This is a genomic window from Polaromonas sp. UBA4122, assembly GCA_002381615.1.
Taxonomy (GTDB): Bacteria; Pseudomonadota; Gammaproteobacteria; order Burkholderiales; family Burkholderiaceae_C; genus Polaromonas.
The window spans coordinates 1-13,142 of record DFWY01000093.1 but is presented as its reverse complement, the minus strand read 5'-3'; the positions used below and the strand labels follow the sequence as shown (position 1 = coordinate 13,142).

The window sequence follows — 13,142 nt, the reverse complement described above, 5'->3', positions numbered from 1 at the left end:
AGATATGGCGACTATCGTGATTGGCTAGTATGGTGGGCAGCCATGATTTCTTCCCACACTGAATCCAAATTTGGACGAACACTAGTCAATGCAGCGCTCTGCAGGTCGTCAAGAAGCATGTATTTCTGGACATCTTCATTGCTTTTTGAGAGACCACTTTTGGTCAGTTCGCGAACCTTCAATGCAAAGTTCTGCTCATCACAGATCGAGCTCGCGTCGAACTTTCGCGACTTGAATACCGAACGATAGAAGTCGTCGTCCTGATAAATTGGGGTCTTGCATACGTGAAAGCCGAAGTCTTCCCCGGTCTCGTACACCTGCGCAAATGTGGTACGAATTCTGGCCTCAGCCGCCGCGATATTCGAATCATCAAAATCAGCACAATTGAAGACGACGCTTAGCTTCTTGGCATCCAGGCCAAACGACAGCAAGTCCCGCAATTTAATAAGTGCCAACTGCTCCTTGGTGGCGCCCGCCTTGATAACAAACAGCACACGTTCGAAATAGTTGGTTACGCCACCAAATTTCCGTTTGCAGACGGCCATGAACTCTTTGTATTCTGAGGCTCCGACGTCACAAATCAATCCGCGTCCATCCTCGGCAGAATTGAATTCGTACTTGATATCCAAAAATTGGTCCACTGTGAACCGTCGAACGTCTTGCTTTCTCGAACTCGATGATTCGTTGTTTTCGATTTCAAGACGAATTGGATTCGACAGGCGTGGAGCCAAAATGTTGTCGGCAATTGTGGTCTTTCCCTGGTCGGCCGTATCTCCACTTGTGACCAGAAATTTGAGGGCTGGTTTCGAAATGGTTTTAAATGTTGCTGTGGATTCAATTTGTGGCTTGGTTTTCATGATTTCTCCGTTTTAAGTTAGGTTGGAAATGCGAATGCTGTGCTGACGTCATCTGTCAATATCGATGACGGGATTGCTAGTGTCAGCACCATGCTTACCGCGCTTTTCGTCCGCCATAGCTATTCGATCATCAAGACGGGCAATCATTTCGTCTTCGGAGAAGTTCTTGATCTCGACCGCACCAATCGAATTCGTATCCGATGTGTTCGATGGAGATGCGGGCTTCGAGAGACGTCTTACGCATCCCTCCTCCAATCCGTAGGTCCGTGCAAATTGACTGCCAGGCTTCTGACTTCCACCCTGCGTGACGGCTTCGGTAGCGTGATCTGCGCCCAGAGGACTAATCACTTGAGCGTCAACTAGGCTTGGCGCACTGGCCCACAGCTCTCCAAGCGCATGTGCTCTCAGCTTCTGGACTTTGATGAGCTTTAGCACCCATCGCTTGAATGTTTCGCGCTTGACCGACTCAAAGCCTTTAGCTTCTAGCTCGGCATTTATGAAGTCCCGCATGGCACGTATTTCCCATCCGGACTTGAACATGGCAATAGTCTGCTCAGAGTACGGGCTCAGCATTGCTGTGCTTCTTGAGGAGCGCAGACCCTTCAAACCAGCGACCAAGTCGATGGATTCGTCAGTTGTTCCGGTTGCTTTTTTTATCATTCGGTTAGTATATCTCATACGTGGCGATTCTACAAGTCAAACTTTGTTCTGTGTTCAGGACTGCCGGTTAATGCCCAGCAACGCTAACTTATGCGCAGTAGTGCTCATTACTGCTCAATAGTCCAATACAAATACCGCACTTTCAGTGCACAAAGTCTTCGGAAACCCAAGCGGAGCTTGGTTTCCTGGCATGCGTCGTCCTTCGTCCTCCTTATTACACGACTGCTACCCTGGCGGGTAGCGGTGTTCCTGCTGGAAGCAACGCGATTTCACTGGAGAGAACTAGGGGCAAGGTATTTCGTTGCTATAAATACTTGATTGTTTACACCGCATACGATATACTGTACGTGTTGTTCCTCTAGGAACGGTTGAAATCAACGCTGTTTTTTGCGTATACAAGCGCCTCAACCCCAAATTCAGAAGTCCGGACTTCAGAAGCTCCGAATGAGATTCAAAGCTGCCAATCGGGCATATATGCGCACCGGTGGCGGCACCAATTGCTCAATTCAACGAATCAAAAATGGGGAAATCCGTGAACGCAAACATCGTCAATTCGACAGCCAAGTCCACTGGCAAGGCCACACCAAAAACCAGTGTCCAGAAAATGGTCGAGAAATCCGTGAAGGGCAAAGCTCCACAGAAGGTAGTTCTCTCTATGCGCGTACCGGCAGAACTAAAGCACAGGCTGGAGAAAGAGGCTGAAGCGTCTGGTGTGAGCATTGCCGAACTTGTCTATCCAATGCTTGCCGTTCAAGGTCCCGCGCGAGGGCTGGATTCTGAGCGCCTGGTAGCCATACTCATGGAATCGACGGCTCATATTTCCCAGCTCGAATTGGCTGTAGAACGCCAGACGGCGCTCCTTTCGGCAGCTCTGAAGCCCGCTCGCTAAGAGGTCGCCGTGAGCTTCAAAGTAACAATGATTGATGGCAACCCGAACTACATGGTTGCCAAGCTGATAAATGATGACATCGAGGGCCATCAATATCTCCGGCGTGCACTGATGAGTCCTGGCACGAAGTACTACACCCCAAAGGCGAACTCCAAATCGGAGGACTACGAAGATGGCTCTGAGAGCCCGTTAATCCAGACGGCTTTCTATGGGGATGGCGTGGAGGCATTGGGCTTTACGAAAGGTGGCTTCAACCTCCAGCATTACGTCGACGCCATGAGAGGCAAGTACCCCAGCGGTCAGAGTAAAGTGCAGGCGAATCCCTCTAAGTTCAAAACAGAGGTTAAGAAAAAGGGCAAAAAGGGTGTACGTAAAAACGTCCACGCAATGGACGCCACCGCCAGCCCGCCGAAAACCGTCAGCCTTCAGATTCTTGTTATGAAGGATGAGGTTCTGCTGAAGTTGCTTCAGGAAGCCAATCGTTGTGCCATGGACGCAGCCCAAAAAGAGCTTCGAGTCCGAATCACCGTTAACGGCAAGCGCGGTGCCAAGAGTCGCCAAATGTCGGTGCCGGTTGAGGGCGCGGTGTGGACATCGTTCTTTCACACCATGTCAAGACTTCGTGATCAAGAAAATGACAAGAAGTCAAAATGCGAAGCCAATGCAGTCCGTGACGCCGTGAGCCTGACCGGCGGCGACCCGCAGGCGCATTTCCACAACATTATCTTCAGCGCCGCCCATGCCGCTGGCGATTTTGGCCTTGACGCGCACGGCAACAAGAAGTTGCTGTCCCTCGACCCCAGCTCTCTTTTGCGCGCGCAAAAGAAGCTCGATGCCATCTTCCTGCAAAAGCTGGCCAGTCTCATGCGTGAAAACGGATACGCGCTGCAGTCTACCAAGGATGGCTTCGAAATTGCCGGATACACCCGCGATGACATTGAGGCCTTTTCAGATGGCCGGACAAGCATCAAGGACTACATCACCAAACACCCGGAACTTGTGGAGAAGTACGGGTCCGAAGCCAATACGGTTGCAAACTACAAGACGCGCCTGACCAAAGACTACGACATCCCCAGGAATGAGCGCCTAGCGTGGTGGGAGCACAAGGCCGCCACCCGTGGCCTCGACCTTGCTGAGCTCAAGCAACGCGTCACGGATGCCAAAGAAAAGGCCGGCGGCCGGATAATTCCAGCCTACATTGCACAAACCCCAGATGCCGTAGAGCAGCTGACAAAAGTTCAAATGCAGCCGAAAGCGGCTCGCACCGCCCGCGACGCTGTGCTGATGGCAGCGGAGCATTTGACGACCAACAAGTCGAGGTTTTCCCGCAGCTCAGCAATCAAATTCGCAATGATTGATGCCGGTGACATGCACTTTGATGTCGACGCCATCAACACCGCCATCGATGAACTGCTTGTCGATGGCACGTTGGTGAAGACCACCGGCATCGACAACATGACCACCAAAGTGCGTATCGAGACTGACGAGTCCATCTACAAGAATTTTCGTGCCGGGGTCGGAGCTCGCAAGCCAAGCGCTACTGTCGAGTTGGTTCACAGTGCTATTCATGACTTCCAGACAATCAATGGATTCATGCTCACTATGGGGCAGCGCGAAGCCATCGAAGAGTGTGCGCTTAGCAAGAATATGATTTCAGTCATTATTGGCGACGCCGGCACAGGGAAGACGACTTCAATGGAAGTGGTCAAGCAGGTCAACGATGCCATTGCCCACAAAACTTTCGGATTTGCGCCGACCAAGACCGCCGTTGCAGCCATGCTGCAGGCTGGCATTGACGCGATTACCAGCCAGAAGGCGATGCTCACCAGGAATTGGTGGAAGAAAAATGTCGTCAAGGGAAAGACAAGCATCATCTTTGATGAAGCCGGTTTAAAAGATGCCGCGGGCTTTGCTCGCATCCAGGCGCTTGCATCAGAGTTTGTTGTGCATCTCGTGCTCGTCGGCGACAACAAGCAGTTCAGCCCCGTGAACGCAGGTGCGCCGTTTTACCAGGTGCTCCAGGAGACTGAGAAGTTGGGTACAACGGTCCGGTTGACAGAAATGCGTCGAGCGAAAACGATTGCGCTGGTGCATGCGCACGAGGGGTCACGCGACAACCCGATGCTAGCTCTGGCCAATCTCTACAAGAATTCCATGGTCACAGCCATCAGGAATCCGGAAAAGCGCATCGACTACATTGCCAGTTCCGTTGCGCTCCTTAATCAGGCCGAGCGCGAAAAGAGCCTGGTAATCACCGGCTTGAATGCTGACCGCAAGAAAATCAATCTGGCGATTCGGGAAAAGCTCGGAATCGGAGGCTCCATCCTGGACCGCGAAGCCGGCATGGCCGGTGGCCACCTGGTCAAGGCATTCGAGGACTACGGACTCACGCCAACCCAGAAGCAGCTGATGCGCAGCTATGAGGTCGGCTCTGTGGTCCGCGCGACCATTAAGGCTCCCGGGATGAAGAATGGTGAAACCTGCCGAATTGTCGGTGCCAATACCATCTTGAGAACGGTAACGCTGCAACGTCTTGGTGGAGAGCGTGCTGGAGAGAAATTCGAGTTCGACCCGGCGGGCGATGGCGCCAAGGTTCAAATTGGCGAGAACGACCCAATGGCGATTGCTAGCGGCGACGTCATTAAGTTCAATGCCGAATTCAAATTTTCCGTCGACCGTGCTGACAAGGATGCCTGGGTGATTCAAAACGGAACTAGGGCGGTGGTTGAATTCGTTGATTCCGAGAAAAATAGAATGACCATTCGAAATCTGAATGACGGCTCCCGAATGGAAATTCCAATTACGGAATCAATGCCGTTGACTTACGGTTGGGTGATGTCTGCACATTCCACCCAGGGCTTAACGATGGCCAAGGAGGGGAAGCTCTGGATTCACCTTCAAAAGAACGACCCAACGTTGAACTACAACGCCTTCTATACGACCATAACCAGGTCGACAATGCACGTCGAGTGCGTTACCGATTGCGTCAAGGCTGCCGACCTCCTGGAGCTCGGCGCCAAGATTTCAAAAGGAAGCGATGTCGACCTGGCCGTAGAAGACGTGAAGCCTTTTGCATTCACGCAACCGAATGCAATCTGGAATGCAAAGAATGCGGACTTCATTCTTGACACCGAGGGTGGAACGATTGCTGCGCAGCTGGCGATTGCTAAGGCTAAATTTGGTCACTCGAAATTTCTTGTATCCGGAAGCCGGGAATACATTGATACCGTCGTGCGCACGGCCGACGAATTGGGAATGAACGCTGAATGGCATGACGAAAAGACCTATAACGTGTCTTTGAAAATTGCCGCTCAGAAATCTGCCGCCGTTGAAGCCGCTAAAGCCGTTGATGCGGCGGCTCAGACTGCCAAAGTAGCTCAGGAAGCAATCAATACATCCAAGGCTCCGGCCGCGTGGAGGCAGGCTTTCGATGAACTCTGGGTACGTTACAGTGATCTCACGCTTAGAGGCGTGCGGTCGGGAATCGACGATACCCGGGACCACGACGAGTGCGGCAACTCGCTGGTCCTCGCTGCCAAGACGGGAGTGCAACTCACAAAATCAGCAATCAAGAGTTGCCTATGTTATGCAAAGTCCAAGTTTGGGCATCGGGTGCTGGTGACCACTGGTGCAACAGGTGTCTATCGTGACCCGGTTGGATTCGAATCCGATGTTCGCTCTTTTGCGGCTGAATTACAACTGTCTTTAAAGGTACTGGTGAGCACCGATGGCGGGCGCAAAACGGCCGAAGCTAACACAAACAAATCAAGTATTGCCCCTGCGAATGAGCTAGCAAGTTTGCCCATCAAATCTACCGGTCCAGTCAAACTCCTGAAAATGCCAAATGAAAAGGCAAGTCAGGCTGAAAAGGAATTTTTCGGTGAACCTCGTCGCCATCTGCCAACTCCATTTGAAACACCAAGACCGCGGTAATCAATGTCCAGAAACGCAAATCCAGTCGGCTAGGCCTCGGAAGGACGCTGTCCTGGATGCGGCCCAGGAATCGAATGCTGATGCCAAAGCGGCCGAACTCGAGTTTGATCTACCGCGGCAAAGTGGCCCTTCGGCGTCAGAGAATTCAACTTGAAAACGACAAAGCCAATCGCAAACGTCAATCATCAAAAGGCAGCGACAACCATCCTAACGACCGGCCATGCTGGTTGACGCCGTCCACTAAGGGAAGCTTTGGAAATTACTTTTGATCGTCTAATTCGACTGAAATAGCCGGTTTAGCTACTTGATGGCAGCCAGGAAGTCCTCACGACTCCGCCGACCAGCTGGCCCCGCGCGTCTTCTTCCAGTGGATTCTTGCAAGAATGCCTTGAATTATGGGATTCTCCAATTCGCCAGACTCGACACGCAAACGCATGCGCGCTGAGAACCTTTGTGCTGCCATGTATTCCTTGAGCTCGTCAACGAGCGCCTCCTTCTCCCCTTCAGGCAAGGCCGCAATTTCCTTCTTTACAGTTTCAAGCTGGCTTGTACCCTGCTCCGCCATCTGCACTTGTTTTAGCTGGATTGAGCTAAGTGCCGGCGGCTCTCTTTCCTCTTTCACCGCTTCCACAGAAGTCGTCAGCTGCTCTACGGACTCCTCTGCGACACCATTTTCCAGAATCGTCTTCAGGTAGGCGAGCTTATTTTCAACAGGCGCCGTAAACTGCGTAAGCCGCAACGCGAACTTATTCAGCGCACCCAAAAATGCTTTGTCGCCGTACCGCCCAAAGTGCTCATCAGCAATCTTTGCTGGAATCCCCATCTTTTCTGCCTTCACCAGGGACAACGCGCTAACCGGACCTTGCGACTCTTCTTGCGCAGACTCCGCAGTCCTAGGCTTCTTTCTGACTTCAAACTGAATCGTGGTCACGGACTTTCCTGATTTCTTTTCTCTCAACGCCACTGAAATTTCTGAAATCTCGTTCACCTCTGCAATCGCCTTGCTCAGCGTGTCCCGATTGAAAATCCCGTATTCAAGAGTTTTACCTTTCTTCACAGGCTTGCCACGCAACACGGGCACCCACCATTCCCATGGATGTTCGCTGGTCAGGCCGGAAGGCACATCCTTGTAGCGCACGCAATTCTCATACAGGGCGAGACCTGCGTGACTCTTGGCTTTGGAAATCGTGGAGCGCTGCAACTGTGCGTAGCGCTGTGGGTTCAGGAGCTCGCTGCGAAGATTCGGGGCGTACGCCCAGAAAATATGATTTTCCCCTTTGATGACTTTAATCTTGGCGCCAGACAGCAGGCCGCACGCATTCCACTCCGCAGATTCACCATCGGTTGGTGACTGCCACTCAATAACGCTTGAAACCATAGAGCGCAACGTCGATTTCAACACCTTCATCGACTCCTTATTGCCATCAAAGCCTTCGATGACGGCGTGCAGAGGAGACGAGAACATACCTGTCTCGACATCTTCCGCCGCCTGCTCCCGAGCGGACATCAACATAACCGCGTACGCTTGGCGACCAAGCCTCGTAATGGACCCTGTTTTCGGAATGATGGCTAGTGTCGATACGGGCTTGTTGATTTTTTGATGAGGGTCCATATAGAAGATGAGTCTCTTTAGATGAGATAAATTATATGCCATCTCATCTGAAATTACTACCTAACCCGGTTTTTCTCTCATTTGAGCAGCTGAATTCGTGCGTTGACAACTCTTCCAACCCGGTTTTTTTCTCATCTGAAAGACTTTTAGACTGGCGTTTTTCTACTAAAAACTGGTCGCATATGTGATATTACTGTATCAATTTACAGGTCTTCACTGGCATGTTGATATTTATGTAGGAGCCCGGTTTTTTTCTCATCTATCCCGGTTTTTTTCTCATCTATCCCGGTTAAAGTCTCATCTATCCCGGTTTTTTCCTCATCTGAAATCACGTAACTACTTGATTTATAAAGATAATTTGTAACGTAAAGTCTTAAACCTATTAAAGATATTTAAAAGAAGAAGGCCACCCAGTCACAGCTTCTGTGGAAAACTCCAATTGTTGGACGACGATTTTAGAAAAGGAACAACAAAAGGCATGAAGTCAAAACGGGCTGCAAGAAAGAAGTGGTAGTGCTACATCTTTGTGGAAAATTGGCATTTTTCAACCGTAGAACGTACAATCAGATTTTATTCAAGATAACCTGCAAATTGCCGCCATGAAAAAACCAGCACAAGTCGTTACCAGCCGTATAAACCTCGCCGACTTGATAACGTTGGGCGAAAAAGCCAGGGACGTCGTAGATGGCGTTCGGGAAAGTCTTCTTGAGCCGGACTTCGTTAAGCCAGCCCCGACCTTCACAGCTCTCCAACTTGGATGGTTTTGTGGACTCGATGACAAAGAGGTTTTGGCGCGCATCCGAAAAGGTGATCTTCCTGGGTCGATGGAGCCTGAGCCCGGCAAGAAACGTCGCATGTTTAGCTTGGAAGCGCTGCGTGCTTGGACTCGCTCAATATTCAAGGAGAACATGCGCCCAGAGGGAGCCGACGCCATCGTTATCGGTGTTTGTAATTTCAAAGGCGGCGTCAGCAAAACCACGACTGCGGTTGCGCTTGCGCAAGGCTTGAGCCTGCGAGGTCATCGCGTGCTCATTATTGACCAGGACCCTCAAGCATCAGCGACAACACTGATGGGCATTGACAACGTGGACGATGACGACACGTTGCTTCCGCTTTGCTACGGCGCCCACCAATCTGCAGCCTATGCGATAAGGAAAACGTACTGGGACGGAATCGACGTCATTCCAGCAAGCCTATCGTTATACGGCGCTGAATTTGCGCTGCCGGCCCGACAAAAAAATGAGGCGAATTTTGAGTTCTGGAATGTGCTCAGCTTCGCCCTTGATGATGTTCGACAAAACTACGACGTTATCGTCATCGACACCTCCCCTGCCCTCTCCTACATGACCATCAATGCAATGTTGGCTGCTGATGGGCTCATCATTCCGGTTCCGCCGAACAATCTTGACTTCATTTCAAGTTCTCAGTTTTTCAGTCTTTTCAATGACGTTGTCAAAGGATTGATAACTGAACGCAACAAGACAAAGGAGTTCGATTTCGTGAACATCCTGTTGTCGCGCGTTGACTACAACAGCGCCTCATCCTCCGCGGTCCGCGAGTGGATTGGCGGGGCCTACGGCGACAAGCTGCTGCCGGTTGAGATTCCGGAGACCAGCGCCACGAAGGGCGCCAGTGCATCGTTCGGAACCATTTACGACATCGCACCATCGGAAATCAACTCAAAAACCTATCGCCGCGCGTTCGATGCGTACGAGAGATTTGTCGAGCTTGTGGAGGTTCAAATTTTGATGGCATGGGGAAGGCAGCTCGCCGATTTCAAACGAGTTACGCAGAACGCGTGAACACAGGAGAACACACGATGTCACTAAAAGACAAACTTTCAAAAGTTAACGTCGGGAAAATCGCTGCCGATGGCGCGGCTAGACGTAAGGATGGTCATGCTCCAGAGGCACAGAAAACCGCAATCGGATTTCATGTAGATAGCATTTACAGCGACCGTAAGATTGCTGAAGAAAACGAAAAATTGCGCAGTGAACTCGAAGCATTTAAGGATTCGGAGTTGACGAAAAGTCTAGACCCGACGTCCATCAAAGCGAGCCACTGGGCCAATCGTTCCGAGGACTCATTCAAATCCAAGAAATTTGAAGCTCTGAAGTCAGAAATTGAATCCGCCGGCGGTAACGTCCAGGCCATCAAAGTTCGTCCGATTGCGGGGAGCACGGGTGAGTACGAAATTGTCTTTGGCCACCGGCGCCATCGTGCGTGTCTGGAGCTCGGGCTTCCCGTGCTTGCATTAATCGAAGCCGTGAGCGACGCGGAGCTGTTTGCGCAAATGGACAGGGAAAACCGACAACGGGCAGACTTGCGGCCGTATGAGCAGGGGCTCATGTATGCAAGGGCGCTTGATGATGGGTTGTTTGCGTCGCTGAGGAAACTTGCTGAAACGGTCGGAATCGAGCCAGGAACAGTCAGCAAAGCAGTTTCACTCGCGAGGCTTCCTGTTAGCGTTTTGAGTGCATTTCAGTCTCCCCTGGATATCCAATTCCGGTGGGCAACTGAGCTTACGGCAGCGATTCAAAAAGACCCTGATCGTGTATTAAATCGAGCTAATGAACTTTCGAAGCTTTCGCCAAGACCAAGTGCGGCAGAGGTGCTCAAACGGTTGCTTGGTGAGAGTAAATTTGTTGCCAAACCTTTCGAAATCAGAGGCTCACATGGGCAAACAGGCAAATTTTCATACGACTCACGAAATCGATCGGCTCGGCTGGATTTGTCTGGAATTGACGAGGCGCTGTTTGAAAGGGTAAAGGATGCTGTCGCTAAATTGGTCGCGTAATCAGCAGGTGTTTCCCCTGGAAACACTGGTTTTGCTTACAGTGTTTCCCGGGGAAACACGCCAGGCACTGGTGGTTTGAATTTGGTGGGCATCAACGACGATCGAGAAAACTGACACCGCGTAAATATGGTGACTTTAGAATGGACCGGCGCCCTCCTTGGCCTCTTGGGCGCCTTCCTCTTGGCAACGAACAGCCGAGTCTCCAGGTATGGCTGGTATGCCTTTCTGGCGGCCAATGTTGCCATGATCGGTTTCGCTATCGGCATCGATGCACGAGGGCTCCTGGTGCAGCAGATTGGGTTCTTTGCAACCAGTTGCCTGGGGTTGTGCCGGGCTCAGGTTGGGCCCCAGGCATTAGTCAAGCCGGAATAGGGTAGGGTGCAGATACGGGGTCAGGCGGGCTGGGAAAAGGATGTCCTAGTTCAGGGAAAATCGAGACATGACAAACCAACGATTCGACCTTCGAACTGGAATCAGGGATCCGGTGGTACTGATGATCTCTCGCCGTGCAGTCGAGAAGATGAATGTCGAATCTGTGATCAAGCCTCAGGATTCTGCTAGCTACGCGCGAAGAGACATGGTTCTACAAAGGCCAGATGAGTTTGGCAATGGACGGCCGACGAGGATCCGAAGGCCCTGGTCGACATCCCATAGGTGCGAACTTTTTTTCGGGCCTTCCATGTGGCTTGGCCGTATTTGGCATTCTTCTTCAATCACGTAGACGACAGCATCATCATCTTGGGATCGTGCGTCTGCGGGTCCAACTATCCCGGTGGCGGAGCCGTGCAGATCGATGCGGCCAAACTTAAGAAGTGGCTCCTAGAGGGCTTTTCCATCATTAACGAAGTTTTCGATAAACATGGATTGCCCGAGTCCGAGAAGGAGATTTTTACCCGCGGACTCCAGGAAGTCGTTGAGCAGGCGGGGTTCCATCCCGCCTGAGCCGGTAAGGGTTGTATGACTTCATCAAAAACCCGATGAAGTCATTGCGGGTGGTTACCGGTATGAGCCAACGGGCTTGGCCGGGCAGGGCCTCTCGCGGCCTCGTTGAAGTCAGTTACCCCGGCAACATCAGTCATGAACTCTGGTTGGATAAAACGCCAGAGGGCGCCCTAAAAGGAATTCGAGCAACCGTTGCTGTCGTGGTGAAAGATATGCGCGAAGCCGGTGAGGATCCCAACTCCTTTGGCCAAAAAACATTACATTGGCGAATTTCGAGTACGTATTCCGCCAGAGGTCCATCGCTCCCTTGCAACACAAGCAGCAGAACAATGCGTTAGCTTGAATCGACTGGCAAGTGCAAAACTAGCCGTATATCGGGGTCCTAATCCCAAACCGGGGGATTTGTCCAGCGCTTGACTTTGTGTAATCGGTCGATTACGATTAACACATGTTCACGGTCAAGCCTCTTCCCGAGTTCACCGCCTGGCACGATGGACTAACCGATGTCATGGTCCGTAGTGTTGTCGCGGCCAGGATCAAACGCCTTGGAGTGGGCCTGATGGGCGACTTGGAGCCGGTGGGTGAAGGCGTGTCTGAGCTGCGCATCCATCTGGGTGCGGGCTGGCGGGTGTATTTCACGCAGCGCGGCACACAACTGATCGTGTTGCTAGCTGGAGGCTCTAAGCGCACACAAAAAAGCGATATTAAGCGCGCCAAGGCGCTGGCAGCATTGCTGGATTGACAGGAGAAACAACCATGAAAAAACGCATCAAGGTGGATGATCTGCCCGAGTTCGACGCATCACCTTACCTGGACAGCGAGGAGGCTATAGCCGCCTATCTGACCGACATTCTGGAAACGAACAATGCCGCCTTGCTGGCCGCAGCGCTCGGCGACATTGCCCGTGCTCGTGGCATGACCGATATAGCCAAGTCGGCCGGGATCACCCGCGAAGCTTTGTACAAGGCATTGCGGCCGGATAGCGCGCCGCGCTTCGACACCGTGAGCCGTGTCTGTGCGGCGCTCGGCGTGCGCCTGGTCGCCCAGCCCGTACATGCCGCCTGATAGGGCTTGTATGTCTGACTAAACGGAAACACTGGGCCGCGCCCCTAGCGGCGGGGGCGAAGCCCAGGAGCCATGGGCCCAAAGGGCAGCTTTCTGCGGGGCGCGGGACTGCGCTTTTTTTTGGTTGAGCACGATAGCAAAAGATAAGCACGCTCAACGCTGCATTTGTGTAGCTTGAAGCTCTTTCACGCGAGTCTCCAATCCCTAAGGCTTGTTTCTCCAGCCAGACGGGCTTCCGCGCCATCGGCGCGTTGCTCTGCGCCCCCGACTTTTGCTCTTGTTCCACCAGGGCGGCCAGCACCAGGCCAAGCTCACTTTGCAGTCCGCTTAATTGCGCAACTTGGATTTGTCAAAACAACACCTGTGATAACAAGGCTTATGACTCCG

At 52.0% G+C, this 13,142-nt stretch carries 10 protein-coding genes and 1 pseudogene; 8 read left to right on the top strand and 3 right to left on the bottom strand.

Annotation, left to right across the window (positions count from 1 at the left end):
• Positions 1 to 11: 11 nt before the first annotated feature.
• Together B3F77_RS12560 and B3F77_RS12555 are read right to left on the bottom strand one after the other, a co-directional pair.
• On the bottom strand, positions 12 to 857 hold the full coding sequence (locus tag B3F77_RS12560; protein ID WP_293605279.1) for a hypothetical protein: 846 nt from the start codon (positions 855 to 857) through the stop codon (positions 12 to 14).
• Positions 858 to 905: 48 nt separating this feature from the next.
• Entirely contained in the window at positions 906 to 1,517 is a 612-nt protein-coding gene (locus tag B3F77_RS12555) for a hypothetical protein (protein WP_293605278.1), read from the bottom strand.
• 532 nt (positions 1,518 to 2,049) lie between these two features.
• On the opposite strand from B3F77_RS12555, the gene B3F77_RS12550 reads away from it, so the two are divergent.
• A complete protein-coding gene (locus tag B3F77_RS12550; protein ID WP_293605277.1) occupies positions 2,050 to 2,406 on the top strand; it encodes a hypothetical protein in 357 nt (118 codons plus the stop codon).
• 9 nt (positions 2,407 to 2,415) lie between these two features.
• Positions 2,416 to 6,339, top strand: coding sequence for a MobF family relaxase (gene mobF / locus B3F77_RS12545; RefSeq protein ID WP_293605276.1), 3,924 nt, complete (start codon positions 2,416 to 2,418; stop codon positions 6,337 to 6,339).
• A gap of 325 nt (positions 6,340 to 6,664) precedes the next feature.
• Here mobF and B3F77_RS12540 read toward each other — a convergent pair whose 3' ends face one another.
• The gene (locus B3F77_RS12540) at positions 6,665 to 7,951 is read right to left on the bottom strand and encodes a replication initiation protein (RefSeq protein WP_293605275.1); all 1,287 of its coding nucleotides are present in this window, start codon (positions 7,949 to 7,951) and stop codon (positions 6,665 to 6,667) included.
• A 599-nt stretch (positions 7,952 to 8,550) separates the two neighbouring features.
• Here B3F77_RS12540 and B3F77_RS12535 point away from each other — a divergent pair.
• From B3F77_RS12535 to B3F77_RS12510, 6 genes and pseudogenes are all read left to right on the top strand, one after another.
• Positions 8,551 to 9,753, top strand: coding sequence for a ParA family protein (locus tag B3F77_RS12535; RefSeq protein ID WP_293605274.1), 1,203 nt, complete (start codon positions 8,551 to 8,553; stop codon positions 9,751 to 9,753).
• A 17-nt stretch (positions 9,754 to 9,770) separates the two neighbouring features.
• Positions 9,771 to 10,748: a ParB/RepB/Spo0J family partition protein gene (locus tag B3F77_RS12530; protein WP_293605273.1), complete on the top strand. Its 978-nt coding sequence runs from the start codon at positions 9,771 to 9,773 to the stop codon at positions 10,746 to 10,748.
• A 654-nt stretch (positions 10,749 to 11,402) separates the two neighbouring features.
• Positions 11,403 to 11,690: a hypothetical protein gene (locus tag B3F77_RS12525; RefSeq protein WP_293605272.1), complete on the top strand. Its 288-nt coding sequence runs from the start codon at positions 11,403 to 11,405 to the stop codon at positions 11,688 to 11,690.
• Positions 11,691 to 11,818: 128 nt separating this feature from the next.
• A pseudogene (locus B3F77_RS12520) lies at positions 11,819 to 12,107 on the top strand (toxin-antitoxin system HicB family antitoxin).
• Positions 12,108 to 12,138: 31 nt separating this feature from the next.
• A complete protein-coding gene (locus tag B3F77_RS12515; RefSeq protein ID WP_293605271.1) occupies positions 12,139 to 12,432 on the top strand; it encodes a type II toxin-antitoxin system RelE/ParE family toxin in 294 nt (97 codons plus the stop codon).
• A gap of 14 nt (positions 12,433 to 12,446) precedes the next feature.
• Positions 12,447 to 12,755: an addiction module antidote protein gene (locus B3F77_RS12510; protein WP_293605270.1), complete on the top strand. Its 309-nt coding sequence runs from the start codon at positions 12,447 to 12,449 to the stop codon at positions 12,753 to 12,755.
• Positions 12,756 to 13,142 lie beyond the last annotated feature (387 nt).

Bases quoted from the DNA above. Each gene is read 5' to 3' on its own strand.
- B3F77_RS12510 (WP_293605270.1), top strand. From the start codon at position 12,447: ATGAAAAAACGCATCAAGGTGGATGATCTGCCCGAGTTCGACGCATCA.
- B3F77_RS12530 (WP_293605273.1), top strand. From the start codon at position 9,771: ATGTCACTAAAAGACAAACTTTCAAAAGTTAACGTCGGGAAAATCGCT.
- B3F77_RS12515 (WP_293605271.1), top strand. From the start codon at position 12,139: ATGTTCACGGTCAAGCCTCTTCCCGAGTTCACCGCCTGGCACGATGGA.
- B3F77_RS12560 (WP_293605279.1), bottom strand. From the start codon at position 857: ATGAAAACCAAGCCACAAATTGAATCCACAGCAACATTTAAAACCATT.
- B3F77_RS12535 (WP_293605274.1), top strand. From the start codon at position 8,551: ATGAAAAAACCAGCACAAGTCGTTACCAGCCGTATAAACCTCGCCGAC.
- B3F77_RS12555 (WP_293605278.1), bottom strand. From the start codon at position 1,517: ATGATAAAAAAAGCAACCGGAACAACTGACGAATCCATCGACTTGGTC.
- B3F77_RS12540 (WP_293605275.1), bottom strand. From the start codon at position 7,951: ATGGACCCTCATCAAAAAATCAACAAGCCCGTATCGACACTAGCCATC.